The organism is Streptomyces sp. NPDC048171 (assembly GCF_043202655.1).
Lineage (GTDB): Bacteria > Actinomycetota > Actinomycetes > Streptomycetales > Streptomycetaceae > Streptomyces.
Genome location: NZ_JBIDAU010000002.1, coordinates 859,559 through 884,535, shown reverse-complemented (window position 1 = coordinate 884,535; position 24,977 = coordinate 859,559). Strand labels below are relative to the sequence as shown.

Sequence of the window (24,977 nt, the reverse complement as noted above, 5' to 3'; positions counted from 1 at the left end):
CTTACCAACCAACACGAGGCCGTAGCCCGACGGACGGGGGACGGCACGGAGAACCACCGTGAAATCTAAGGATCCCCCCGATCGTCGGCCATCGACAGCTGTCACGCATCCGTGCCGCGGATCTCAGACATGTGTATGAAAGCGGTGCGCAAATGCGGCAGAATGCCCGGGTGACGACGGATTCCAAGGGTGACTACCAGGAGCTGGTCGACGAGATCTCCGAGCTGCTGGGCGCTCCGGCGACCCTGGAGAACCGCGACTTCGAGCTGATCGCCTTCGGCGCCTACGACAGCGAGGGCGACCTCGACCCCTCCGCCCTGGACCCGGTGCGCACCCGCTCGATCCTGACCCGGCGCTCCACCGCGGCGGTCCGGGCCTGGTTCGAGGGCTTCGGCATCACCCGCGCCACCGGCCCGGTCCGCATCCCGCCGACCCCGGAGGCGGGGGTGTACCGGGGGCGCACCTGTCTGCCGGTACGCCATCGGGGCGTGGTCCTCGGCTATGTGTGGCTCCTGGACACCGACCCCGGTCCGACGGAGCGGCAGCTCACCGCGGCCATGGCGGTGACCACCCGGATCGGCGCGCTGCTCGCGGACGAGGCGCAGCACGGCGCGGACCTGAGCCGGGAGCTGCGGGCGGTGCTGACCGCGGAGCGGGACTGGCAGCGGGACATGGCCGTGGCGGAGCTGCGTACCGCGCTGGGGGCCCGCGCGGACGCCCTGCACGCGGTGGTCTGCGTGGCGCCCTGGCCGTCGGCCGATCCCGAGGACGCGCCCTCGGTCCGCACCGTGCCGGCGGCGACGGCGCTGTGCACGGTGCCGTGGGGCACGGCGGGCGAGTCGCTGGCCCTGCTGGTGCGGCTGCGCTCGGCGGAGGTGCTGACCCCGGCGACCTCGGCGGCGGGCCGGCTCCTCGAACGGGCCCGTGGCGGCGGGACCGCGGCCGGGGTCTCCGCGCCGCGCTCGGGACTGGCGGAGCTGGGGGCGGCCTGGTGGGAGGCGTCTGCGGCGGCGCGGACGGCACGCGCGGAGTCCCGCTTCGGTCCGGTCGCGGAGTGGACGTCCATCGGGGCGTTCCGCCTGCTGACCGCGCTGCCCCCGCGGGCCGCGCACGACCCCGCCCTACGGGTCCTGCTCTCCCCCGCCCACCGGGAGCTGGTCCGCACCGCAGAGATCTACCTCGACTGCGCGGGCCAGGCCGGCCGCGCCGCCGCCGAGCTGGGCATCCACCGCCAGACCCTGTACTACCGCCTCTCCCGCGTCGAACAGCTCACCGGCCTGGACCTGGACGACGGGGAGGACCGGCTGCTGCTGCACATGGCGCTCAAGGCGCACCGCCTGTAGCGGCGTCCATCACCTGACGCAGGCCGGCGGCCAGGTGCGCGCCGTCGGGCGCGGACTTCGGGTCGAAGGTCCACTGGGCGATGAGGCCCGTCATCAGGGTCACGTAGAACATGCCGAGGGTGTCCGCCGTGTCGTCGGACACGTCCTCCTCCCGGCCGCCCATGAGCAGCGGGATCAGACCGCGCCCCGCCTCGCGCTGCGCCGCCGCCAGGTGGTCGCGGACCTCCGGGAGCCGGTCGCCGAGGACGACGATCTCCATGCTGAGCCGCCACAGCGAGCCGGGCTCTTTCATGGTGCCGACGATGTTCGACCACACCCGCTCGAACCGCTCGAGGGAGCCTGGCCGGGTCTCGTCCAGGCCCCCGTCCCCCTCGAAGGCGTCGCCCATCCCCTCGACCAGCGCCACGTACGCCTGCGCGAGCAGCGCGTCCTTCGACCCGTAGTGGTAGCCGATGGAGGCCAGGTTGGTCCCCGACTCCTTGACGATGTCGCGCGCCGTCGTGCGCATGAACCCCTTGGCGAGCAGGCAGCGCTTGGCGCCCTCCAGCAGATCCTCACGGTGTCCCATGGCGTCACCCTACCCGGCTTCCTATACAGCCGTCCCATACGGTCGTTCTATACGGTCGTTCTAGACAAGCGTATAGGACGTGCGTACAGTCCTCGGCATGACAACGAACCCGCCCAGGGCCGGCCGTCGCGAATGGACCGCGCTGACCGTGCTCATGCTTCCGCTGCTCCTGGTCTCGATGGACGTCTCGGTCCTCTACTTCGCGGTCCCGGAGATCAGCGCGGACCTGGACCCCACCGGCACCCAGCAGTTGTGGATCTTCGACATCTACGGCTTCGTACTGGCCGGGCTGCTGATGACGATGGGGGCGCTGGGCGACCGCATCGGCCGCCGCAAGCTGCTCCTGCTGGGCGCGGCGGCCTTCGGCGGAGCCTCGCTGCTCGCCGCCTACGCGCACACCGCCGAGACGCTGATCGCGGCCCGCGCGGTCCTCGGCATCGGCGGCGCCACCCTGATGCCGTCGACGATGGCGCTGGTCCGCACGATGTTCACGGACCCGTCGCAGCGGGCCAAGGCGATCGGGCTGTGGTCCGGGGTGATGACGGCCGGGATCGCGCTCGGCTCGGTCATGAGCGGCGTCCTCGTCGAGCACTTCTGGTGGGGCTCGGTCTTCCTGGTCAACCTGCCGGCGATGGCCCTGCTGCTGGTCCTCGGCCCGCTCCTGCTCCCCGAGTCCCGCAACCCCTCCCCCGGCCGCTTCGACCTGCTGAGCGTCCCGCTGTCGATGGCGGCCGTGCTGCCCGTCGTCTACGGGCTGAAGGAACTGCCCTCCGAGGGCTGGAACGTCCGCTACGTGGTCTCGATCACCGTCGGTCTGCTGTTCGCGGCGCTGTTCGTGCACCGTCAGCGCACGTCGGCCTCGCCGATGATCTCGCCGGCCCTCTTCCGCGGCCACGGCTTCACCCCGGCGCTGGTCCTCAACACCGTGTCGGCCTTCGGGATGATGGGCTCCGCGTACTTCTCCACGCAGTACCTCCAGTCGGTCCTGGGCAAGAGCGCGCTGGAGGCCGCGCTGTGGAGCCTGCTGCCGTCGGTGCTCATCGGCGTCGCCGCGCCGGTCGCCGCCCAACTGGTGCAGCGCGGTGTCGAGCGCGCGTACGTCGTGACGGCCGGCTTCGGCACGGGGGCGGTCGGTTACGTGCTGATGGCCCTGGCCGGTACCGACTCGCTCTGGCTGGTGCTGACCGCGTGCGGCGTCCTCGCCGCCGGCATCGTCATCGTGATGTCCCAGCTCACCGACCTGGCGCTCGGCTCGGCGCCGGTCGAGAAGGCGGGCGCGGCCTCGTCACTGCTGGAAACCGGCACCGAGTTCGGCGGCGCGATGGGCATGGCCGCACTGGGTTCCATCGGTACGGCCCTCTACCGCCACGGCATGCCGTCGGACGCACCCGCTCCGGCCCAGGAGACCCTCGGCGGCGCGCTGGCCGTCGCCGCCGAACTGCCCGGGCGCACGGGAGACGCCCTGGCGACGGCGGCACGCGAGGCGTTCACCGACGGCATGCGGGGCGCCGCGCTCGCGGGGGCGCTGGTGCTCCTGGCGGCCGCGGGGCTGGCGGCGATGGGACTGAGGCACATCAGGGTGCGCCCGCAAGCGCCCACGCAAAACGCCGAACAGGCTGACCGACTCAGCCCGTCCGGCGCTTGAGAAACGCGGTTGCTCAGACCAGGTTCACCGACCGGGCGGACGTCGCGCCGATCTCCGACGCGACCTCCGCCAGCACCCCGGAGGGCACCGTGTCGTCCACGGTAAGCACGGCCAGCGCCTCGCCGCCGACCGTCGCGCGGGCCACCTGCATGCCCGCAATGTTGATGCCGGCCTCGCCGATGACGCGGCCGACGGTGCCCACGACGCCCGGACGGTCCTCGTAGCGCAGGACGACCATGTGGTCGGCGAGGGCCAGGTCCACGTCGTACTCGCCGACGGCGACGATCTTCTGGAGGTGCTTCGGGCCGGCCAGCGTGCCGGAGACCGACACCTCCTCGCCGTCCGCGAGGGTGCCGCGCACCGTGACGACGTTGCGGTGCTCCGGGGACTCCGAGCTGGTGGTCAGGCGGACCTCGACACCGCGCTCCTGGGCGAACAGCGGGGCGTTGACGTACGACACCGTCTCGTCGACGACGTCCTCGAAGACACCCTTGAGCGCGGACAGCTCCAGCACCTTCACGTCGTGCTGGGTGATCTCGCCGTAGACCTCGACGTCGAGGCGGACGGCGACCTCGCCGGCGAGCGCGGTGAAGATCCGGCCGAGGCGCTCGGCGAGCGGCAGGCCCGGCTTGACGTCCTCGGCGATGACACCGCCCTGGACGTTGACCGCGTCCGGGACCAGCTCACCGGCGAGGGCGAGCCGCACCGACTTGGCGACCGCGATGCCGGCCTTCTCCTGGGCCTCGTCGGTGGAGGCGCCGAGGTGCGGGGTGGCGACGACCTGGTCGAACTCGAACAGCGGCGAGTCCGTGCACGGCTCCTTGGCGTACACGTCCAGGCCGGCGCCCGCGACGCGGCCCTCCTTGAGCGCCGAGTACAGCGCCGCCTCGTCGACGATGCCGCCGCGCGCGGCGTTGACGATGCGGACGCTGGGCTTGACCCTGCGCAGCGCCTCGTCGCCGATCAGGCCGAGGGTCTCGGGGGTCTTGGGCAGGTGGACGGTGATGAAGTCGGAGACCTCGAGCAGTTCGTCCAGCGACAGCACCTTGACGCCCATCTGCGCGGCCCGCGCGGGCTGCACGTAGGGGTCGTAGGCGACGACCTTCATGCCGAACGCCGACATGCGCTGCGCGACGAGGGCGCCGATGCGGCCGAGGCCGACGACACCGAGGGTCTTCTCGGCCAGCTCGACGCCGGTGTACTTGCTGCGCTTCCACTCGCCGTTCTTCAGCGCGGCGTTGGCCTGCGGGATGTTGCGGGCGGTGGCGACGATCAGGCCGCAGGCCAGCTCGGCGGCGGTCACGATGTTGGACGTCGGCGCGTTGACGACCATCACGCCGGCCTTGGTGGCGGCGGAGACGTCGACGTTGTCCAGGCCGACCCCGGCCCGGGCGACGACCTTGAGCTTCTTGGCGGCGGCGACGGCCTCGGCGTCGACCTTGGTGGCGGAGCGGACCAGGATCGCGTCCACGTCGGCGATGGCGGGGAGCAGTTCGGCCCGGTCCGCGCCGTTGCACTGGCGGATCTCGAAGTCGGGGCCGAGCGCGTCCACGGTCGCGGGCGACAGCTCTTCGGCGATGAGTACGACAGGTTTCGAGCTCACGTGAGTCCTCACAAGTCCAATGCGGACGGCCGTCCCGACGGCCGCATTCGGTGTCGCTAAGCCGCGTGGAAGACGCACGACGCTGTGGGCCTGACGCGTATGTGTTCAGCAGTCTAGTGGCGTGGCGGACGTCGTCCCGCGCCTCTGCGGAAGGATCACCCGTCCGTGGCTGGACGGGTTGGACAACGCCGTGCACCCGACGTTACCCCGGGTTCGCCGAAGGGGCCGGAGCGGCGTCGCTCCGGCCCCGGCGGTGAGGACTACGCCTCTTCGTCGACCCAGCTCATGAGCTTGCGCAGCTCCTTGCCGGTGGTCTCAAGGAGGTGCTCGGAGTCCTGCTTCTTGTACTCGTTGTACTTCTTCAGGCCGCCGTGGTACTCGTCCATCCACTGCTGGGCGAAGGTGCCGTCCTGGATCTCGGCGAGGACCTTCTTCATCTCGGCCTTGGTGGCGTCGGTGATGATCCGCGGGCCGGTGACGTAGTCGCCCCACTCGGCGGTCTCGGAGATCGACCAGCGCATCTTCTCCAGGCCGCCCTCGTACATGAGGTCCACGATCAGCTTCAGCTCGTGCAGGCACTCGAAGTAGGCGATCTCCGGCTGGTAACCGGCCTCGGTCAGGGTCTCGAAGCCCGCCTTGACCAGCGCGGCCGTACCACCGCAGAGGACGGCCTGCTCGCCGAAGAGGTCGGTCTCGGTCTCCTCGGTGAAGGTCGTCTTGATGACGCCGGCGCGGGTGCCGCCGATGCCCTTCGCGTACGACAGGGCCAGCGCGAAGGCGTTGCCGGAGGCGTCCTGCTCGACGGCGGCGATGCAGGGAACGCCGCGGCCCTCCTCGTACTGACGGCGCACCAGGTGGCCCGGGCCCTTGGGGGCGACCATGCAGACGTCCACACCGGCCGGGGGCTTGATGAAGCCGTAGCGGATGTTGAGGCCGTGACCGAAGAACAGCGCGTCGCCGTCCTTCAGGTTGTCCTTGATGTGCTTCTCGTAGACCTCGGCCTGGATCGGGTCCGGGACGAGGATCATGATGACGTCGCCCTCGGCGGCGGCCTCGGACGGGCTCACCACGCGCAGGCCCTGCTCCTCGGCCTTGGCCTTGGACTTCGAGCCCTCGTGCAGACCGACGCGCACGTCGACGCCGGAGTCGCGCAGCGACAGGGCGTGGGCGTGGCCCTGGCTGCCGTACCCGATGACCGCGACCTTGCGGCCCTGGATGATGGACAGGTCGGCGTCGGCGTCGTAGAACAGCTCGGCCACTGGGTTCTCTCCTTGTGTGCAGGTGTTGCGTCCCACCGTATGCCGGTGGGGGGAAGGGAAGTTTCGGGGTCTCGGCATACGGGCGGCTGGTCGTCGGGCCGGCCGCCCGTCGCCGTCGTTATGCGGACCGGTCGAGCGCGCGCAGCGAGCGGTCCGTGATCGAACGGGCGCCGCGGCCGATGGCGATCGTGCCGGACTGGACGAGTTCCTTGATGCCGTACGGTTCCAGCATCCTGAGCATGGCGGACAGCTTGTCGCTGCTGCCGGTGGCCTCGATGGTGACGGCCTCCGGGGAGACGTCGACGGTCTTGGCGCGGAACAGCTGGACGATCTCGACGATCTGGGAGCGCGTCTCGTTGTCGGAGCGCACCTTCACCAGAACGAGTTCACGCTGGACGGCCTGGGCGGGCTCCAGCTCGACGATCTTGAGCACGTTGACGAGCTTGTTGAGCTGCTTCGTCACCTGCTCCAGCGGGAAGTCCTCGACGCTCACCACGATGGTGATGCGGGAGATGTCGGCGTGCTCGGTGACGCCGACGGCGAGCGAGTCGATGTTGAAGCCGCGGCGGGAGAAGAGGGCGGTGATCCGGGCGAGGACGCCGGGGGTGTTCTCCACCAGGACGGAGAGCGTGTGCTTGGACATGGTCTGCTTCCTCTGCTTGAAGTCCTGACGGCTCTCAGTCGTCTTCGTTGTCGCCGAAGTCCGGGCGGACGTCCCGGGCGGCCATGATCTCGTCGTTGGAGGTGCCGGCGGCGACCATCGGCCAGACCATCGCGTCCTCGTGGACGATGAAGTCCACGACGACGGGCCGGTCGTTGATGGAGTTCGCCTCCTCGATCACCTTGTCGAGGTCGGCGGGGTCCTCGCAGCGGATGGCGTAGCAGCCCATGGCCTCCGACAGCTTCACGAAGTCGGGGACGCGGGTGCCGCGGGCGTCCGGGTTGACGTCCTCGGGGCCGGAGTGGAGCACGGTGTTGGAGTACCGCTGGTTGTAGAACAGGGTCTGCCACTGGCGGACCATCCCGAGGGCGCCGTTGTTGATGACGGCGACCTTGATCGGGATGTTGTTCAGGGCGCAGGTGGTCAGTTCCTGGTTGGTCATCTGGAAGCAGCCGTCGCCGTCGATCGCCCAGACCGCGTTGCCGGGCATGCCGGCCTTGGCGCCCATGGCGGCCGGGACCGCGTAGCCCATGGTTCCGGCGCCGCCGGAGTTCAGCCAGGTGGCGGGCTTCTCGTACTGGACGAAGTGCGCGGCCCACATCTGGTGCTGGCCGACGCCGGCCGCGAAGATCGTGCCCTCGGGCGCCAGCTGTCCGATGCGCTCGATGACCTGCTGCGGGGAGAGCGAACCGTCCTCGGGCTGGTCGTAGCCCAGGGGGTAGGTGTCGCGCCAGCGGGACAGGTCCTTCCACCAGGCGGTGTAGTCGCCCTTGTTGCCCTCGTCGTGCTCCTTCTGGACGGCCTGCACGAGGTCGGCGATGACCTCGCGGGCGTCGCCGACGATCGGGACGTCGGCGGCGCGGTTCTTGCCGATCTCCGCCGGGTCGATGTCGGCGTGGACGATCTTGGCGTACGGGGCGAAGCTGTCCAGCTTGCCGGTGACGCGGTCGTCGAAGCGGGCTCCGAGGGCGACGATCAGGTCGGCCTTCTGCAGCGCGGTGACGGCGGTGACCGCACCGTGCATGCCCGGCATTCCCACGTGCAGCGGGTGGCTGTCGGGGAACGCGCCGAGCGCCATCAGGGTGGTGGTGACGGGCGCCCCGGTGAGTTCGGCGAGGATCTTCAGCTCGGCGGTGGCCTGCGCCTTGAGCACGCCGCCGCCGACGTAGAGCACGGGGCGCTTCGCGGCGGAGATGAGCTTGGCGGCCTCGCGGATCTGCTTGGCGTGCGGCTTGGTGACCGGGCGGTAGCCGGGCAGGTCGGTGGCCGGCGGCCAGGAGAAGGTCGTCCGCGTCTGCAGCACGTCCTTCGGGATGTCGACGAGGACCGGTCCCGGACGGCCGGTCGAGGCGATGTGGAACGCCTCGGCGATCGTCTTCGGGATGTCCTCGGCCTTGGTGACCAGGAAGCTGTGCTTGGTGATCGGCATCGTGATGCCGACGATGTCCGCCTCCTGGAAGGCGTCCGTGCCGATCGCCTTGGAGACGACCTGGCCGGTGATCGCGACCAGCGGCACCGAGTCCATGTTGGCGTCCGCGATCGGCGTCACCAGGTTGGTGGCGCCGGGGCCGGACGTGGCCATGCAGACGCCGACCTTGCCGGTGGCCTGCGCGTAGCCGGTGGCCGCGTGACCCGCGCCCTGCTCGTGACGGACGAGCACGTGGCGCACCCGGCTGGAGTCCATCATCGGGTCGTAGGCGGGGAGGATCGTGCCACCGGGAATGCCGAATACGGTGTCGACCCCGACCTCCTCAAGCGAGCGGATGAGGGACTTCGCACCCGTGACGGACTCGGGGGCGGACTGCTGTCCTCCGGAACGGGGCCGCGGCTGCGGGTGATGGGCCCCGGTGGCCTGCTCGGTCATCGGCATTCTCTTCTCGATGCTGAGGGTTTTTGCGAGGTTTCGTGCGGTCTGCGGCTGCTGCTCGGCGGGTGCCTGTGCAACAAAAAACCCCTCGTGCCATATGGCAAGCGAGGGGAGCGCGTCGGGTGTGGTTCGCCGGGAGTCCGGGTGGTCCGGACATCACCAGCTTCAGCCGACGCGCTTTCCAAGTACGAGAATTCGGGTGCGCATGGCACTGACCCTCCCCCCGGCGCGCACCCACTGTCAAGTGGGTGGGACGGGAGTCTCATTATGTGAGCGCAGTGCCGTACCACCACCGCGGACGGCCGGCAGTCCCGCCGGGAGGCCGCCGGGGACCTGGCCAGTGGCGGTGGTGCCGACGCTCTTGGTGTACACCCCCTTGGCGCCGCCCGCGAAGGCCGGTTCGGCCGGTCCGTGCGGCACGGGGTAGTGGCCGGTGCCCAGCGCTCTGCGCAGCCGGTACTCGTCCAGCGGTCCGGAGAACGCCATGCCCTGTCCGTGCGTGCAGCCCATCGCGCGCAGGGCGACGATCTGCTCGGGCAGGTCCACCCCGTCGGCCACGGACTTCAGCCCGAGGTCGGTGGCGATGCGCAGCAGACCACTGGTGATCTTGTGCAGCCGCGCCGACTCCACGACGCCCTCCACCAGCCCGCGGTCGAGCTTGAGGACGTCGACGGGCAGGCGCCGCAGCGCGGTGATCGCCGCGTAGCCGCTGCCGAAGCCGTCCAGCGCGATCCGGACACCCACCCTGCGCAGCGCGTTCAGCCGGCGGTCCAGCTCGTCCAGGCCGACCCGCGGATCGATGTCCGACAGCTCGATCAGGAGGGAGCCCGGCGGGAGTCCGTGCCGGGTCAGCTGGGCCTCCACGGAACCCAGCGGCATCGAGCGGTCCAGCAGGCGGCGAGCCCCGATGCGTATGGCCACGGTGACCGGCAGTCCGGTCGCCGCGCGTTCGGCGGCCTGCTCGACGGCCTCCTGGAGCACCCAGCGGTCCAGTTCGGCGGTCTTGTCGGCGTCCTCGGCGACCCGCAGGAACTCGGCGGGCGTGAACAGCACGCCCTGCGAGGAGCGCCAGCGCGCCTGGGCGCAGACCGACGTGATCCGGCCGTCCGTCAGGGAGACCACGGGCTGGTGCAGCAGCGCGAACTCGCCGTCGTGCAGCGCGACCCGCAGCCGGGTGGCCAGCTCGGCCTTGCGCACGACGTCCTGCTGCATCTGCGGCCGGTACAGCTCGACGCGGCCCTTGCCGCTCGCCTTGGCCCGGTACATCGCGAGGTCGGCGTTGCGCAGCAACTCACCCGCGCCTAGGCCCGGTTCGGCGAAGGCGACGCCGATGGAGGCGTTGACACGGACATCGTTGCCGTCGATGAGGTAGGGCTGGGAGAGGGTCGTCCGCAGGCGGTCCGCGAGTTCTCGGATGTGGCCCTCGCGGGCGGCCCGGTCCCGGGCCCCGTCCCCGACGATCAGGGCCGCGAACTCGTCGCCGCCCAGTCTGGCGGCGGTGTCCCCCTTGCGGACGGCCTCGTGGAGTCTGCGGGCGGCCTGTACGAGCAGTTCGTCCCCGGCCTGGTGGCCGATGGTGTCGTTGACGCCCTTGAAGCCGTCGAGGTCGATGAAGAGCACCGCCGTACCACGCAGGGCGGCACCGCGGTCCATGGCCCGGCGGCCGGAGAGTGCCTGCTGGACGCGCCGGGTGAACAGGGCGCGGTTGGGCAGGTCGGTGAGCGGGTCGTGTTCGGCGTTGTGCTGGAGCTGGGCCTGGAGGCGCACGCGCTCGGTGACGTCCCGGCTGTTGAAGATGAGGCCGCCGTGGTGGCGGTTGACGGTGGACTCGACGTTGAGCCAGCCGCCGTCCCCGGAGCGGAAGCGGCACTCGATGCGCGCGGTCGGTTCCTCGACGGGACTGGCGGCGAGGAAGCGGCGCACCTCGTGCATCACGCAGCCGAGGTCCTCCGGGTGGATGAGCCCGGCCAGTTCGCTGCCGACCAGGTCCTCCGCGGGGCGGCCGTAGACACCGGCGGCGGCCGGGGAGACGTAGCGGAGGACGCCGGTGGGCGCGGCGATCATGATGACGTCGCTGGAGCCCTGCACCAGGGAGCGGAAGTGGTTCTCCTTCTGGGCCAGTTCCTGGGTGAGGACGATGTTGTCGAGCAGCATGATGCCCTGCCGGACGACGAGGGCGAGCACCACGGTGCCGCCGGTCAGCAGCACCACGCGGTCGACGCTGCGGCCGTTGAGCACGTTGTAGAGGATGCCCAGGGTGCAGACCGCGGCGGCGAGGTACGGGGTGAGCGCGGCCAGGGATCCGGCGATGGGCCGGGCGGCCGGATAGCGACCCCGCTCACCGCCCGGCACGGGCCCGGGCGGTGGCGCCTGCGGGTGCCCGGAGCCGCGCTGTCCGGGCATGTGCTCGCGCACCACGCGCGTGTGCCCGCCGGCGCCCTCCGGGCCCGGGGACCGTCCGCGCCGGGTCGCGGCCCAGGGGGCGTAGGCGAGCAGCAGGGAGCCGGCGAACCAGCCCGCGTCGAGCAACTGGCCGGAGCGGTAGTTGTTGTGGAACAGCGGGGAGGTGAAGAGGGCGTCGCACATCACCGTCAGGGCGAGCGCGCCGATGGCGGTGTTGACCGCCGAACGGCAGACGGGCGAGCGCCTGAAGTGCAGCGCCAGCACCATGCTGACCAGGGCGATGTCGAGCAGCGGGTACGCCACCGAGAGCGCGGAGTGCGCCACGCTGGACCCGCCCTCGGCCTTGGCCGCCTGGGCGAGCGCGAGGCTCCAGGCCAGCGTCAGCAGCGAGCCGCCGATCAGCCAGGCGTCCAGGCCCAGGCAGATCCAGCCGGCCTTGGTGACCGGCCGTTTGGCCAGGACGAGCAGCCCCACGATGGCGGGCGGCGCGAAGCACAGGAAGAACAGGTCGGCGTAGCTGGGACTGGGCACGGGCACCCGCAGGACGACCTCGTACCACCCCCAGACCAGGTTGCCCAGGGACGCCATGGCCGAGGAGAGGGCGAAGAGCAGCCACGCCGGCCGGAAGCGGACACGGCGTCCGCGGGCGTAGAGGAAGCAGGAGACGGCGGCGGCGCCGGCGGCGGCGCTCAGCCCGAAGTCACCCATGATCTTGGCGGCGTACTCCGAACCCCAGCCGAGCGCGGACCCGACGGCATAGCCCGCGCAGACCAGGGCCAGCACGAGCTGACGGACGAAGGTGGGGCCGCGGGAGGCGGCCGAGGGCCGGGGCAGCAGCGGTCCGGGGGTCGGCTGCGCGCGCAGCGCTCCGTCCAGCGTGGGCACGGGCGGCGGGCTCACCGGGGCCTCCCGCGGCCGCCCGGCCGGGGGCGGTGGGGGCCGCACTGGGCGCGATGGCTGTGCCGATCCCGTCCGCGCGCGGTCGTGGTCGTGCGCCAGGGTCGTCGGCGGCGGCTCCGCCGCGTCGGGTCGTTCGTCCATAGGCCGTGCATCGCCCGTCGCCCCCCTCACAGTCTGAGATGTCCATCCCCGGCGCCGAACGGTGCGCGGCGCATCCCCTGTCGGACGATACACCAGGATCGTCACTCAGGGACATAGGTTCTCTACGCTCCGTGACGACCAGCGGATATGCGCGCACCCACCGCATCCACGGGGTTGCGGAGGGTGCCCGAAACGGATTACTCGCCCGTCGTCAGGATCACGTTGCGCAGTGGTTCCCGGTTCACGAAACGGTTCAACTGGTCCACCAGCAGCCGCTTGGCGCGCGGCAGGAAGGCGGAGGTCGGCCCGCCGGCATGCGGGCTGATGACTATGCCGGGAGCATGCCACAGCGGGTGGCCCGGCGGCAGCGGTTCGGGGTCGGTCACGTCGAGGGCGGCGGTGAGGCGTCCGCTCTCCAGTTCGGCGAGCAACGCCTTCGTGTCGACGACCGGCCCGCGCGCGACGTTGACGAGCAGGGCGCCGTCCTTCATCCGGGCCAGGAACTCCGCGTCGACGAGATGGCGGGTGGCCTCGGTGAGCGGGGTGGAGAGGATCACGACGTCCGCCTCCGGGAGCAGGGCGGGCAGTTCGGTGAGCGGGTGCACCGGACCGCGCGCCGTGGTGCGTGCGGAGCGCGCGACGCGCACGACCGGCGCGACCTCGAAGGGCACGAGCCGGTCCTCGATCGCGGCGCCGATCGATCCGTACCCGACGACGATCACCTTCCGGTCGGCGAGCGCCGGCCGGAACCCGCCGAGCCACTCGCCCCGGTCCTGGGCCCGCACGAAGTCCGGGATGCCGCGCAGCGACGCCAGGATCAGGGCGAGGGTCAGCTCCGCGGTGCTGGCCTCGTGCACCCCGCGGGCGTTGCACAGCCGGACGCCCGGGGGCAGGTACCGGAGTCCGGGCTCCACGTGGTCGATGCCCGCGGACAGGGTCTGGACGACCTGGACGGAGCGCATCCCGGGCAGCGGGCGGGTCCCGATCCCGCTGGGCTTCATGTAGGGGACGACGTAGTACGCGCAGTCGGCCGGGTCGGCGGGAAAGGTCTCCTCACCGTTCCAGTGGCGGTACACGGGGCCCTCGGGGAGGCCCTCGATCTCGTCCGGCGGGATGGGCAGCCACACGTCAGCAGTCATGGTCAGGAGGCTATGTCAGGGAGGCGGAGGGGCAGAGGTTAGGTTGGGTGGCCTGACGAGGGAGGGTCACGACCAGGTGGAGCGCAGGACGATCGGCGCGACGGCGCTCGCGGTGGGGGCCGTCGGACTGGGGTGCATGCCGATGAGCTGGGCGTACAGCACGTCGCGGCAGCGGGGCGACGAGTCGGTCAGGGCGGTGCACCGGGCCCTCGACCTCGGCGCCACCCTGCTGGACACGGCGGACATGTACGGCCCGTTCACCAACGAGCTGCTGCTGGGGCGGGTGTTGCGGGAGCGGCGGTCCGACGCCTTCGTGTCCACCAAGGTCGGACTCCTCGTGGGCGAGCAGCACATCGTGGCCAACGGCCGCCCCGGCTATGTGCGCCGGGCCTGCGACGCCTCGCTGCGCCGGCTCCAGACGGACGTCATCGACCTCTACCAACTGCACCGGGCCGACCCCGAGATACCGGTCGAGGAGACCTGGGGCGCGATGGCCGACCTGGTGCGGGCGGGGAAGGTGCGGGCGCTCGGGCTCTGCGCGGTCGGCGCGCGGTCGGCCCGGCGGCCCGGGGCGCGGCTGCACGACGCGACGATCGGGCAGCTGGAGCGGGTGCAGCAGGTCTTCCCGGTGAGCGCGGTGCAGGCCGAGCTGTCGGTGTGGTCGCCGGAGGCGCTGCGCACGCTGCTGCCGTGGTGCGTCTCGCGCGGCGTGGGCTTCCTCGCCGCGATGCCGCTGGGCAACGGCTATCTGACCGGCACGCTGACGCCCGGGCAGGGCTTCGAGCCGGAGGACCTGCGCGCCCGGCATCCCCGCTTCACCGCCGAGATGATGGCCGCCAACCAGCCGATCGTGGCCGGCCTGCGCCGGATCGCGGCCCGGCACGGCGACGACGTCACCCCGGCGCAGGTGGCGCTGGCGTGGGTGCTGGCCCAGGGACGGCACGTGGTGCCGGTGCCGGGCACCAAGCGGGAGCGCTGGGTGGGCGAGAACGCGGGCGCGGCCGGGCTGCGGCTGACCGAGCGGGACCTGGCGGAGGTGCGGGGGCTGCCGGCGGCGCGGGGCTCCTGGGACTGACCGGCGCGGGGGCCCGTCCGGCGGCTCCGGGCGGGGGACGGCGACGACGGCCGTTCAGCGGGGGAGCCGGTCCGGTGCGTCCGGCCGCGGGGGTCGGTAGGGCGTCGACGCGCCAGCGGGACCGGGCGGGGCATGGTCCGCCGGACGAGCCGGGACCCGTTCCGGGTTCGGGTTGCGACGATCGGGAACTTGGAAGGCTCGTGCGGTGTATGACAGGGAAGAACCCGCCGCGTCGAAGGGACCATGATCGTGCAACGTCGAGCCGTGTCGGCCGTGTTGGCCGCCGCCGCCCTCCTGCTGACGGCCGGCTGCTCCTCCGGCGACGGGGACCCGTCGGACACGGACGGCAGCGCCTCCCCCGGGACCACGACCGCGCAGTCCTCGCCGTCCGGACCGGCCGCCGAGGAGACGCCGCCGGCGAAGGGCTCCGTGAAGGTGCTCCGTACGGTCACCACGGGACTGGCAAGCCCCTGGGGACTGGCCCCGCTGCCGGGCGGCGACCTGCTGGTCTCCTCCCGCGACGACGCCACGATCACGCACGTCTCCGAGAAGAACGGCGACAAGACGGAGCTGGGCGAGGTGCCCGGGGTCTCCGCGTCGGGCGAGGGCGGCCTCCTGGGCATCGCGCTCTCCCCCGACTACGCCTCGGACCACATGATCTACGCGTACTACACCTCCGCCTCGGACAACCGCATCGTGCGCATGCTGTACGACGAGAAGAAGCCGGCCGGTGAGCAGCTCGGAGCGCCCGACACGGTCTTCCGGGGCATTCCCAAGGGCGTGATCCACAACGGCGGCCGGATCGCGTTCGGCCCCGACAAGATGCTCTACGCGGGCACCGGCGAGAGCGGCGACACCGGGCTGTCGCAGGACAAGGACTCCCTCGGTGGCAAGATCCTCCGGATGACGCCGGACGGCGAACCGGCGCCCGGCAACCCCTTCCCCGACTCCCCGGTGTACTCCTACGGCCATCGGAACGTGCAGGGGCTGGCCTGGGACGGCAAGCAGCGCCTGTTCGCCTCGGAGTTCGGCCAGGACACCTGGGACGAGCTGAACGCGATCAAGCCGGGCGACAACTACGGCTGGCCGGAGGCGGAGGGCGAGGGCGGCGGCTCCGGGTTCCACGACCCGGTGACCCAGTGGAGCACCGACGAGGCCTCCCCCAGCGGCATCGCGTACGCGGCGGGCTCGGTGTGGATGGCGGGGCTGCGCGGCGAGCGGCTGTGGCGGATCCCGCTGAAGGGCACGGAGACCTCGGCCGACCCGCAGGCGTTCCTGGAGGGCGAGTACGGCCGGCTGCGCACGGTCGCACCGGCGGGCGGCGACAAGCTGTGGCTGGTCACCAGCAACACCGACGGCCGCGGCGACGCGAAGGGCGGCGACGACCGGATCCTGGAGCTGGAGGTGAGCTAGGGCCTGTCACTCCTCGTCGGGCGGCGCGGGCTTCGCGGCCTCCCCGGGGTGCGGCGGGTGGACGACGACCCGGCCCGAGCCGAGATCTATCGGGCCCCGGCCGGGGTCGCCGTCGCCGACGTCCTCGCGGGTCAGCTCCAGGCGGTTCTGCTCGTCGCGGGTGTGCTTGCGGCCGGGGGAGAACAGTTCGTCGAATGCGTTGAACACGCGTGCCTCCGTCGTTCGGCGTCCCTTACAGCGTAGGCGTCACTCCGTCGAACCGGACGTGAGCCGTTCGGCGGGGAACAGCGCCAGCCGGTGGGCCAGCGCCGCCGCCTCGCCGCGGCCGGAGACGCCGAGCTTCGCCAGGATGTTGGAGACGTGCACGCTGGCCGTCTTGGGCGAGATGAACAGCTCCTCGGCTATCTGACGGTTGGTACGGCCGTCCGAGACCAGGCGCAGCACGTCGCGCTCGCGGCCGGTGAGGCCGAGGGCCTCGGCCGGATCGGTGGGGGCGGTGGCGGGGGCGGGGCCCCGGGGGTGGCCGAGGGTGAGGCGGGCGCGCTGCGCGAGCAGGGCGACGGACTCGGCCAGCGGGCGCGCGCCGAGGTGTTCGGCGACGGTGCCGGCCAGGCGGAGCAGCTCCGTGGCGCGGGCGCGCTCGTCCTCGCCGCCGGTGGCCAGGAGGGCGCCGGCCAGCCGGTGGCGGACGCGGGCGAGATCGTAGGGCCGCTCCAGGCGTTCGAAGGCGGTGACCGCTTCCGACCAGGTCTGCGGGGTGTCCTGGTCCCGGGCCCGGTGCAGCTCGGCGCGGACCCACTTCTCGTGGGCCTCCCAGACGGGGACGCCGGTGGTCAGGGACTTCGCGGCGGCCGCGATGCGGTCGAGGACCTCGGCCCGGCCCTCGTCGGCGGCCGGCACCGTGCGGGCGTCGGCCTCCGCCTCGGCGGCGGACAGCAGCAGCGGCCAGCCGTAGCGCTGGGTGCCGGGCGGGAAGCCCGCCTCAAGGATGCGGCCGAGTTCGGCGCGGGCGTCCGGGATGCGGCCGTCGGCCGCGGCGATGCCGACGGTGAGGGCGGCCAGCGGCAGGTGGTGCTGCGGCATCGGGTCGTGGGTGCCGTAGGCGGCGCGGGCCTCGGCGAGCAGCCGGGCCGCCTCGGCGCGCTCGCCGCGGGCGAGAGCGACGACGGCCCGCTTGAGGGCGGCGCCGCCGCGGGGCGCGGGGCCCCGGCCGGGGGCGGCCGCCATGTCCGCGGCCCGCATCGCCTCGTCCCAGCGGCCCAGGGAGATCAGTGATTCGGCGAGATTGCCCCAGACCCAGGCCTCGGAGTCCAGCAGTCCCATCCGGCGCGTGAGGTCGACGCCTTCCCGCAGGATGCCGATGGCGTCCTCGGACCGGCCCAGGCTCTCCAGCGTCGAGGGCAGGTTGACGTGGCTGCGGGCCACCGCGGGGGAGCGTCCCTGCGCCACCACCAAGTCTCTGACCTGGAACATCTCCGCGAGTCCGGCCTCGATGTGCCCGGCGTCCACCATCAGGCCGCCGAGGGTGAGCCGGGCGTTCAGCTCGATGTCGTCGGCGCCGACCATGCGCGCGTACTCCACGGCCCGCTCGGCGGCGGTGACCGCGCCGGGGCCCGGGCTGTGCAGCATCTGCCAGTTGGCGGCCATGGCGAGGACCTCGGCGTGCACCTGGGAGGGCGGCAGGCCGCGGACCAGTTCCTGGGCGATGCCCAGCTCGCGCCAGCCGTCGCCGCGCCCCTGGGCCTGGACCAGGAGGGAGCGCTGCGTCCAGAACCAGGCGGCGCGCTGCGGGTCACGGCCGCTCGCGCCCGCTCCGGGCCCGGCGTCCGGCTCGTCCTCCAGGAGCCGCAGCGCCCGCTTGGTGATCTTCATCGCGCGTTCGCGCTCCCCGCACAGCCGTCCGGCGACGGCGGCCTCGGCCATCAGGTCCAGGTAGCGCAGGGGCGCGCCGGCCGGGTCACAGCCGCGGGGAGGGTAGACCTCGGTGTAGTCGACGGGGCGCAGCGTGTCGCGTACGGCGTCGGGGGCGGAGTCCCACAGCTCCATGGCCCGCTCCAGCAGCCGGAGCTGTTCGGAGTAGGCGTGCCGGCGGCGGGCCTCGACGGAGGCGTCGAGGACGGCGGGCAGGGCCTTCGCGGCGTCGTGGGCGTGGTACCAGTAGCTGGCCAGGCGCATCACGCGCTCCGTCGCGGGCACCAGCGTGGGCTCGGCGTCCAGGGCCTCGGCGTAACGGCGGTTGAGGCGGGAGCGCTCGCCGGGCAGCAGGTCGTCGCCGACGGCCTCGCGGACCAGGGAGTGGCGGAAGCGGTAGCCGTCGCCGTCGGGCGCGGGGAGCAGGATGTTGGCGTTCACCGCGGACCGCAGCGCCTCGATGAGGTCGTCCTCGGCGAGCCGGGCGACCGCGGCGAGCAGCCGGTACTCGACGGTGGAGCCGCCCTCGGCGACGATCCGGGCCACCCGCTGGGCGCTCTCGGGGAGGGCCTCCACGCGGACCAGGAGCAGGTCGCGCAGGGAGTCGGTGAGGCCGGTGCAGCTGCCCTCGTGGGCGGCCACGGCGAGTTCCTCGACGAAGAAGGCGTTGCCGTCGGAGCGTTCGAAGATCTCGTCGACCTGGAGGGGGTCGGGTTCCTGGGCGAGGATGCCGGCGATCTGGCGGCCCACCTCGTCGCGGGTGAAGCGGCCGAGTTCGAGGCGGCGGACGGTGCGCAGCCGGTCGAGTTCGGCGAGCAGCGGGCGCAGCGGGTGGCGGCGGTGGATGTCGTCGGAGCGGTAGGTGGCCAGGACCACCAGCCGGCCGGTGCGCAGGGTGCGGAAGAGGTAGGCGATCAGGTGGCGGGTGGACGCGTCGGCCCAGTGCAGGTCCTCCAGGACGAGGAGGACGGTGTGCCGGGCGGCGACGCGCTCCAGCAGGCGGGCGGTGAGTTCGAAGAGGCGGGCCATGCTCTCCTCGTCGTGCCGGCCGCCGGTGCCCGGGGTGGCCTCGCCCAGTTCGGGCAGCAGCCGGGCCAGCTCCTCCTCCTGCCCGGCGGCTGCGGCGGCCAGCTCCGTGGGCAGGTGGCGGCGCAGGGCGCGCAGCGCGGTGGAGAAGGGCGCGAAGGGCAGCCCGTCGGCGCCGATCTCGACGCAACCGCCCAGCGCGACGACGGCGCCCTGCCGGCCGGCGGCGCCGGCGAACTCCTCGACGAGGCGGGTCTTGCCGACGCCCGCCTCGCCGCCGAGCAGCAGGGCCTGCGGTTCGGCGGCCTCGGCGCGCCCGAGCGCGTCCTTCAAGGTGTCCAGTTCGCCGGCGCGGCCGATGAACACGGGACTCACGGACCTGGTCTCCACGGACCAGAGCATCGCACGCGGGTCCGACAGTGGAGCATCGGTTTTGGCCGACGGGTCGGCCACGGAGACGACGGCGGGGAGGGAGGCCGTGCGGCCTCCCTCCCCGGTCCCCCCGTTCACGCGACCCGGGCGAACCGGTGCCGGCGCTGTCGCGGCGTATGGCTCTCCGTCTCGGCGGCGGCGTGCCGGGCCTGGCGGCGCTCGGCACGCCGGGCCTGGACGGCCTGGCGGGCCAGCCGGGCCTCGTCGGCGATGCGGATGAGTTCGGCGAAACGGGTCCGGTGGATCTCGTACTCGAACATGGCGTGTCCCTTTTCCCTGGTGTGACGCCCGTTTCGGCTTCGCTTTCTGCGATGCCTCAACCTTCGTCTCCCAGGGGGGTCCGCCACATCGGGTAAGTGCCGCATCTTCGGCGCCGGGCGGGGCCTTAGACGTGCGTGAGGGGCCTTAGGAACGGCGCAGGGTGCGCGCCCGTGTCCTAAGACCCCTCAGAGGGCCCGGTCAGCCGGCGGACGGCAGGCCGAGAAGGATGTCCGTGTACTTCAGGACGGCCAGCAGCAGGCCGATGACGCCGAGGCCGACGCCCGCCCAGGCGACCGACTTGATCCACGGGGCCTGCGGCCGGCCGGGCGCGCCGAACGCGGGGCGGGCCAGCACCACGACGCCGACGATCAGGGCGACCAGGGCGAAGATGCCGCCCCACATCGCGGTGGCCTGCCAGGCGTTGCCGTAGCCCTTCTCGATCAGCGCGCCGACGTCGGAGGTCGACGTCGACTGGAGCTGGCCGATCAGGGACTCGCGCGCGGAGGCCACGGTGCCGACCCAGCTGCCGGTCAGGGAGACGATGCCCAGTCCGGCGGAGACGACGGCGCCCGCGCCCTGGCCGACACCGGTGGGGCCCTCGTTCTCGGTGGCAGTGGTGACGGCGTCGTCCTCCACTGCCTCGTCGTTCACGGCGTCGGCGGTCTCGGCCTCCGCGTTCTCGGGCGCCTCGGCCACCGCGTCCGTCTTGTCCTCGGTCTTCACGCCGGTCTCGTCCACTGTCTTCGTTCCCATGCCTCGCACCGTACGGACGCTGTCTGAGAGGTCCCTTAATGATCCCTGTGAGCGGCACGCGCGCGTGCTTCACGCCACTCGGGCGCGAGCACCGCCCACACCTCCATGTCCTGGCGGGCACCCCGGTAGGGGAAGCTCTCGCGCAGCACACCCTCACGCATCATGCCGAGTCGCCGCGCGGCGTTGACGCTCGGGGTGTTCGCCGAGGAGGCGTGCCACTCCACGCGGTGCATGCCGCGCTCGTCGAAGGCCCAGTCGATCAGGACGCGGGCGCCGCGGGTGACCAGGCCGCGGCCGGTTCCGGCGGGCTCCAGCCAGCAGCCGATCTCGCAGACGCCGGTGGCGGCGTCGAAGACCCGGTAGAGCAGGCCGCCGACGAGCTTGCCGTCCAGCCACAGCCCGTGCAGGAAGCCGCTGTCGGCGGCGTGCCGGTCGGCGTAGGCCTGGAGCACCTCGCGCGCGGAGTCGACGTCGGTGGCCTTCGCCCCGAACGGAATGTGCTCGGTGATGAACTCCCGGCCCCGGTCCAGATGGGCCAGGAACTCCTCGGCGTGCCAGGTCTCCAGGGGGCGCAGTTCGGCGCCGTCGTCACCCAGTGATATCGCGTACATCCCGCTGCCGCTCCTCCTCCGCGAGAACGTCCGCCACCTCGGCGTCCGTCGCAGCGGCCAGCCTCTCATGGGCGGCCCGGCACTCGGGCGGCTCGATGCTGATGCGCGGCAGTACGGCGTCCAGGCGGCGGGGCAGCCACCAGTTGGCGCGGCCCAGGAGGTGCATCAGGGCGGGCACCAGCAGCGTGCGCAGGACGAAGGCGTCGAGGGCGACGGCGGCGGCGAGCGCGATGCCGAACATGGCGATCACCCGGTCGCCGCTGAGCACGAAGGCGAGGAAGACCGAGATCATGATGACGGCGGCGGAGTTGATCACACGGCCGGTCTCGGCGAGCCCGACCCGGACCGCACGGCGGTTGTCGCCCGTCTCGAGCCACTCCTCGTACATGCGGCTGACCAGGAACACCTGGTAGTCCATGGAGAGCCCGAAGAGCACCGAGACCATGATCACGGGCAGGAAGGGTTCGATCGGTCCCGCGCTGCCGAGGCCGAGCAGTTCGCTCCCCCAGCCCCACTGGAAGATCACCACGACGACGCCGAACGCGGCGGCCACGGCGGCGATGTTCATGGCGGCGGCCTTGAGGGGGATGCCGACGGAGCGGAAGGCGAGCAGGAGCAGCAGGCAGCCCAGGCCGACGACGACGCCGACGAAGAGGGGCAGCTTGCCGACGATGACCTCGGCGAAGTCGTCGTATCCGGCCGTCACTCCGCCCACGTGCACGTCGAGCGCGGTGCCGGCCTCGGCACGCGGCAACACCTCGGAGCGCAGCCGCTCGACGAGGTCGCTGGTGTCCCGGGACTGCGGGGCGGACTCGGGTACGACGGTGAGGTACGCGGCGTCGCCGGCCGAGTTGTACATCACCGGGGTCACCGAGGAGACGCCCTCGGTGGTGCGCAGGGTGGCGTCGAGGTTGTCCAGTGCGAGGCGGTCCTCGGCGCCGCGGACGTCGGTGACCAGGGTGAGCGGGCCGTTGACGCCGGGGCCGAAGCCGTCGGCGAGGAGGTCGTAGGCCTGGCGGGTGGTCGTGGAGCGGGGGTCGTTGCCCTGGTCGGAGGTGCCGAGGCGCAGATCGAGGGTGGGCAGCGCGAGCACGGTGATGACGACGAGGGCAACGGCGCCCAGCAGCTTGGGGTGCCGCTCGACGAAGGCCGACCAGCGTGCGGCGAACCCGGTCGGCACCTCGGGTTCGGGCCCGTGCTCCGCGAGGCGGCGCCGCTCGCGCCGGCTCAGCGCCCGCGGGCCGATGTACGACAGCAGGGCCGGCAGCAGGGTCACGGAGGCCGCGACGGTGAGGAGCACGGTCAGCGAGGCGGCGACGGCGACGCCGTTGAGGAAGCTGAGCCGGAGGATCAGCATGCCCAGCAGCGCGATGCAAACAGTCGCACCCGCGAAGACGACGGCGCGGCCCGTGGTCGCCACGGCACTGGCGGCGGCCTCGGTCACGGACAGGCCGCGCTTCAGTCCGCGCCGGTGCCTGGTGACGATGAACAGGGCGTAGTCGATCCCCACGCCGAGTCCGATGAGGGTGCCCAGCATGGGCGCGAAGTCGGCGACGGTCATGAAGTGACCGAGGAGCGTGATGCCGGCGTAGGCGGTGCCGACGGAGACCAGCGCGGTGGCGATGGGCAGCAGGGCCGCGGCCACGGAGCCGAAGGCGAGGAAGAGCACGACCGCGGCCACGGCCACGCCGACCGCCTCGGCGAGGTGACCGCCGGCCGACTCGGTGAGGGCGACGGCGCCGCCGCCCATCTCGACGCGGAGCCCGTCGGCCCGGGCCGCCTCGGCGGTGTCCACCACGGCACGCGCCTCGGCCGCGTCGATGTCCCCCGAGGCGTCCTCGAAGGTCACCGTGGCGTAGGCGGTACGGGCGTTCTCGCTGATGTGGGGCGAGTCGGGGTCGTCGTAGGGGTTGGTCACCGCGGCCACTCCCGGCAGCTCCGCGATGTGCTGGAGGGCGCCGGACATGGCCTGTTCGACGGCGGGATCCCGGACGGTGCCGTCCTCGGTGTGCCAGACGACGGTGTCGCTGTCGCCGTCCAGGCCCGGGAAGCCGGAGGCGAGCAGCCGGGAGGCGCGGTCGGAGTCCGTGCCCGGGATCGCGTAGTCGTTGGAGTAGGCGGAGCCCGTGACCGCGGCGGCCGTGGCCACGCCGCCGAGGGCGAGGAGCCACAGCAGGACGGCGATGAGCCGACGTCGAACACACCAGCGTGCGAGGGCTGCCACGAACGTGCTCCCAGGTGTCTGATTGTGGATCTTTGACCGGGGGCAGTCGTCCATGGTGTGAACGGCCCGCAAAGAACGCATGAGCAATGCGGAATCACTCTTGCAGGCCGAATTGATCGTTTGCGGACTTAGTGGGCTTATTCACAACAACGGCCCTGGGGGGACGCGCCGTGGTCGGCGCGTCCCCCCAGGGCTCGCGTGCTGCGGTGCTGCGGTGCTCAGCCCTCGGTCACGCCCAGCTTCTCCAGGATCAGCTCCTTGACGCGGGCCGCGTCCGCCTGGCCCCGGGTGGCCTTCATGACCGCGCCGACCAGGGCGCCGGCCGCGGCCACCTTGCCGCCGCGGATCTTGTCCGCGACGCCCGGGTTGCCGGCGATGGCGTCGTCGACGGCGGCGGTCAGCGCGCCCTCGTCGGAGACGACCTTCAGACCGCGCTTGTCGACGACCTCGTCCGGCGTGCCCTCACCGGCGAGGACGCCCAGGATGACCTGGCGGGCCAGCTTGTCGTTCAGGTCGCCCTTCGTCACCAGCTCGGCGACGCGGGCGACCTGGACCGGCGTGATCGCCAGCTCGTCGAGCGCCTTGCCCGACTCGTTGGCGCTGCGGGCCAGCTCGCCCATCCACCACTTGCGGGCGGAGGTCGCGTCGGCGCCGGCGTCGATGGTGGCGACGATCGGGTCCAGCGCTCCGGCGTTGAGGATCGACTGCATGTCGTTGCCGGAGATGCCCCACTCCTCGCGGAGCCGGTTGCGGCGCACCAGCGGCAGCTCGGGCAGGGCGGACCTGATCTCCTCGACCCACTCGCGCGAGGGGGCGACCGGCACCAGGTCGGGCTCCGGGAAGTACCGGTAGTCCTCGGCCTCCTCCTTCACGCGGCCCGAGGTGGTGGACCCCGTGTCCTCGTGGAAGTGGCGGGTCTCCTGGATGATCGTGCCGCCGTCGTTCAGCACGGCGGCGTGCCGCTGGATCTCGAAGCGGGCCGCGCGCTCCACGGAACGCAGCGAGTTGACGTTCTTGGTCTCGCTGCGGGTGCCGAACTTCTCCCGGCCGTGCGGGCGCAGCGACAGGTTGACGTCGCAGCGCATCTGGCCCATCTCCATGCGGGCCTCGGACACACCGAGGGCACGGATCAGCTCGCGCAGCTCACGGACGTAGGCCCGGGCGACCTCGGGGGCGCGTTCGCCCGCTCCCTCGATCGGCTTGGTGACGATCTCGATGAGCGGGATACCGGCGCGGTTGTAGTCGAGCAGGGAGTGCGAGGCGCCGTGGATGCGGCCCGTCGCGCCACCGACGTGCGTCGACTTGCCGGTGTCCTCCTCCATGTGGGCGCGCTCGATCTGGACGCGGAAGGTCTCGCCGTCCTCCAGCTGTACGTCGAGGTAGCCGTCGAAGGCGATCGGCTCGTCGTACTGGGAGGTCTGGAAGTTCTTCGGCATGTCCGGATAGAAGTAGTTCTTCCGGGCGAAGCGGCACCACTCGGCGATCTCGCAGTTCAGCGCGAGACCGATCCGGATCGCCGACTCGACGCCGGTCGCGTTGACGACCGGGAGGGCGCCGGGCATGCCGAGGCAGACGGGGCAGGTCTGGGTGTTCGGGTCGGCGCCGAGCGCGGTCGAACAGCCGCAGAACATCTTGGTCTTGGTGCCGAGTTCGACATGGACCTCGAGGCCCATGACGGGGTCGTACGACGCGAGTGCGTCCTCGTACGACACCAGGTCGGTCGTGGTGGTCACGGTGAAACT

18 protein-coding genes are annotated in these 24,977 nt (G+C 72.2%); 4 read left to right on the top strand and 14 right to left on the bottom strand.

Annotated elements, in window-relative coordinates:
• The first annotated feature begins 152 nt into the window (after positions 1 to 152).
• Positions 153 to 1,343, top strand: coding sequence for a CdaR family transcriptional regulator (locus tag ACGF3J_RS08425; RefSeq protein ID WP_161331208.1), 1,191 nt, complete (start codon positions 153 to 155; stop codon positions 1,341 to 1,343).
• Here the strand turns inward: ACGF3J_RS08425 and ACGF3J_RS08420 are convergent.
• Positions 1,324 to 1,911, bottom strand: coding sequence for a TetR/AcrR family transcriptional regulator (locus ACGF3J_RS08420; RefSeq protein ID WP_393853673.1), 588 nt, complete (start codon positions 1,909 to 1,911; stop codon positions 1,324 to 1,326). The genes ACGF3J_RS08425 and ACGF3J_RS08420 overlap by 20 nt on opposite strands.
• A gap of 97 nt (positions 1,912 to 2,008) precedes the next feature.
• Between ACGF3J_RS08420 and ACGF3J_RS08415 the strand changes: the two genes are divergently transcribed.
• Positions 2,009 to 3,556: an MFS transporter gene (locus tag ACGF3J_RS08415; protein WP_393853672.1), complete on the top strand. Its 1,548-nt coding sequence runs from the start codon at positions 2,009 to 2,011 to the stop codon at positions 3,554 to 3,556.
• A gap of 13 nt (positions 3,557 to 3,569) precedes the next feature.
• On the opposite strand, the gene serA is transcribed toward ACGF3J_RS08415, so the two are convergent.
• The 6 genes from serA to ACGF3J_RS08385 all read right to left on the bottom strand — a co-directional run bounded on the left by serA (position 3,570) and on the right by ACGF3J_RS08385 (position 13,529).
• Positions 3,570 to 5,159 carry a phosphoglycerate dehydrogenase gene (gene serA / locus ACGF3J_RS08410; protein WP_161331438.1) on the bottom strand — a complete coding sequence of 530 codons (1,590 nt, stop codon included), beginning with the start codon at positions 5,157 to 5,159 and terminating at the stop codon, positions 3,570 to 3,572.
• A gap of 260 nt (positions 5,160 to 5,419) precedes the next feature.
• A complete protein-coding gene (ilvC, locus tag ACGF3J_RS08405) occupies positions 5,420 to 6,418 on the bottom strand; it encodes a ketol-acid reductoisomerase (protein ID WP_125491997.1) in 999 nt (332 codons plus the stop codon).
• Between the two features lie 118 nt (positions 6,419 to 6,536).
• Positions 6,537 to 7,061, bottom strand: coding sequence for an acetolactate synthase small subunit (ilvN, locus tag ACGF3J_RS08400; protein ID WP_122617626.1), 525 nt, complete (start codon positions 7,059 to 7,061; stop codon positions 6,537 to 6,539).
• Between the two features lie 34 nt (positions 7,062 to 7,095).
• Positions 7,096 to 8,943 (bottom strand): acetolactate synthase large subunit, encoded by a 1,848-nt coding sequence (locus ACGF3J_RS08395; protein ID WP_202558799.1) that lies wholly within the window; start codon positions 8,941 to 8,943, stop codon positions 7,096 to 7,098.
• 243 nt (positions 8,944 to 9,186) lie between these two features.
• A complete protein-coding gene (locus ACGF3J_RS08390) occupies positions 9,187 to 12,249 on the bottom strand; it encodes an EAL domain-containing protein (protein WP_161331435.1) in 3,063 nt (1,020 codons plus the stop codon).
• A 338-nt stretch (positions 12,250 to 12,587) separates the two neighbouring features.
• Complete coding sequence (locus ACGF3J_RS08385; protein WP_161331434.1) at positions 12,588 to 13,529, bottom strand: 2-hydroxyacid dehydrogenase; 942 nt, start codon at positions 13,527 to 13,529, stop codon at positions 12,588 to 12,590.
• A 76-nt stretch (positions 13,530 to 13,605) separates the two neighbouring features.
• On the opposite strand from ACGF3J_RS08385, the gene ACGF3J_RS08380 reads away from it, so the two are divergent.
• Both ACGF3J_RS08380 and ACGF3J_RS08375 read left to right on the top strand, forming a co-directional pair.
• On the top strand, positions 13,606 to 14,604 hold the full coding sequence (locus tag ACGF3J_RS08380; RefSeq protein WP_161331433.1) for an aldo/keto reductase: 999 nt from the start codon (positions 13,606 to 13,608) through the stop codon (positions 14,602 to 14,604).
• A 243-nt stretch (positions 14,605 to 14,847) separates the two neighbouring features.
• Complete coding sequence (locus ACGF3J_RS08375; protein WP_161331432.1) at positions 14,848 to 16,017, top strand: sorbosone dehydrogenase family protein; 1,170 nt, start codon at positions 14,848 to 14,850, stop codon at positions 16,015 to 16,017.
• A gap of 6 nt (positions 16,018 to 16,023) precedes the next feature.
• Here ACGF3J_RS08375 and ACGF3J_RS08370 read toward each other — a convergent pair whose 3' ends face one another.
• The 7 genes from ACGF3J_RS08370 to gatB all read right to left on the bottom strand — a co-directional run bounded on the left by ACGF3J_RS08370 (position 16,024) and on the right by gatB (position 24,968).
• Positions 16,024 to 16,224, bottom strand: coding sequence for a DUF6191 domain-containing protein (locus ACGF3J_RS08370; RefSeq protein ID WP_161331431.1), 201 nt, complete (start codon positions 16,222 to 16,224; stop codon positions 16,024 to 16,026).
• 39 nt (positions 16,225 to 16,263) lie between these two features.
• Positions 16,264 to 19,356: an AAA family ATPase gene (locus ACGF3J_RS08365; RefSeq protein ID WP_393853671.1), complete on the bottom strand. Its 3,093-nt coding sequence runs from the start codon at positions 19,354 to 19,356 to the stop codon at positions 16,264 to 16,266.
• Positions 19,357 to 19,460: 104 nt separating this feature from the next.
• Entirely contained in the window at positions 19,461 to 19,646 is a 186-nt protein-coding gene (locus tag ACGF3J_RS08360; protein ID WP_393853670.1) for a hypothetical protein, read from the bottom strand.
• A gap of 199 nt (positions 19,647 to 19,845) precedes the next feature.
• Positions 19,846 to 20,400 (bottom strand): hypothetical protein, encoded by a 555-nt coding sequence (locus tag ACGF3J_RS08355; RefSeq protein WP_393853669.1) that lies wholly within the window; start codon positions 20,398 to 20,400, stop codon positions 19,846 to 19,848.
• Positions 20,401 to 20,435: 35 nt separating this feature from the next.
• Positions 20,436 to 21,011 carry a GNAT family N-acetyltransferase gene (locus ACGF3J_RS08350; RefSeq protein WP_161327166.1) on the bottom strand — a complete coding sequence of 192 codons (576 nt, stop codon included), beginning with the start codon at positions 21,009 to 21,011 and terminating at the stop codon, positions 20,436 to 20,438.
• On the bottom strand, positions 20,989 to 23,235 hold the full coding sequence (locus tag ACGF3J_RS08345) for an MMPL family transporter (protein ID WP_393853668.1): 2,247 nt from the start codon (positions 23,233 to 23,235) through the stop codon (positions 20,989 to 20,991). The genes ACGF3J_RS08350 and ACGF3J_RS08345 overlap by 23 nt, the downstream gene beginning before the upstream one ends.
• A gap of 218 nt (positions 23,236 to 23,453) precedes the next feature.
• Positions 23,454 to 24,968 carry an Asp-tRNA(Asn)/Glu-tRNA(Gln) amidotransferase subunit GatB gene (gatB, locus tag ACGF3J_RS08340; protein ID WP_125489415.1) on the bottom strand — a complete coding sequence of 505 codons (1,515 nt, stop codon included), beginning with the start codon at positions 24,966 to 24,968 and terminating at the stop codon, positions 23,454 to 23,456.
• Positions 24,969 to 24,977 lie beyond the last annotated feature (9 nt).

Coding starts and splice junctions, on each gene's coding strand:
- ACGF3J_RS08425 (WP_161331208.1), top strand. CDS start 153: ATGCGGCAGAATGCCCGGGTGACGACGGATTCCAAGGGTGACTACCAG.
- ACGF3J_RS08420 (WP_393853673.1), bottom strand. CDS start 1,911: ATGGGACACCGTGAGGATCTGCTGGAGGGCGCCAAGCGCTGCCTGCTC.
- ACGF3J_RS08415 (WP_393853672.1), top strand. CDS start 2,009: ATGACAACGAACCCGCCCAGGGCCGGCCGTCGCGAATGGACCGCGCTG.
- ilvN (WP_122617626.1), bottom strand. CDS start 7,061: ATGTCCAAGCACACGCTCTCCGTCCTGGTGGAGAACACCCCCGGCGTC.
- ACGF3J_RS08395 (WP_202558799.1), bottom strand. CDS start 8,943: ATGACCGAGCAGGCCACCGGGGCCCATCACCCGCAGCCGCGGCCCCGT.
- ACGF3J_RS08385 (WP_161331434.1), bottom strand. CDS start 13,529: ATGACTGCTGACGTGTGGCTGCCCATCCCGCCGGACGAGATCGAGGGC.
- ACGF3J_RS08375 (WP_161331432.1), top strand. CDS start 14,848: ATGATCGTGCAACGTCGAGCCGTGTCGGCCGTGTTGGCCGCCGCCGCC.
- ACGF3J_RS08365 (WP_393853671.1), bottom strand. CDS start 19,356: ATGCTCTGGTCCGTGGAGACCAGGTCCGTGAGTCCCGTGTTCATCGGC.
- ACGF3J_RS08360 (WP_393853670.1), bottom strand. CDS start 19,646: ATGTTCGAGTACGAGATCCACCGGACCCGTTTCGCCGAACTCATCCGC.
- ACGF3J_RS08355 (WP_393853669.1), bottom strand. CDS start 20,400: ATGGGAACGAAGACAGTGGACGAGACCGGCGTGAAGACCGAGGACAAG.
- ACGF3J_RS08350 (WP_161327166.1), bottom strand. CDS start 21,011: ATGTACGCGATATCACTGGGTGACGACGGCGCCGAACTGCGCCCCCTG.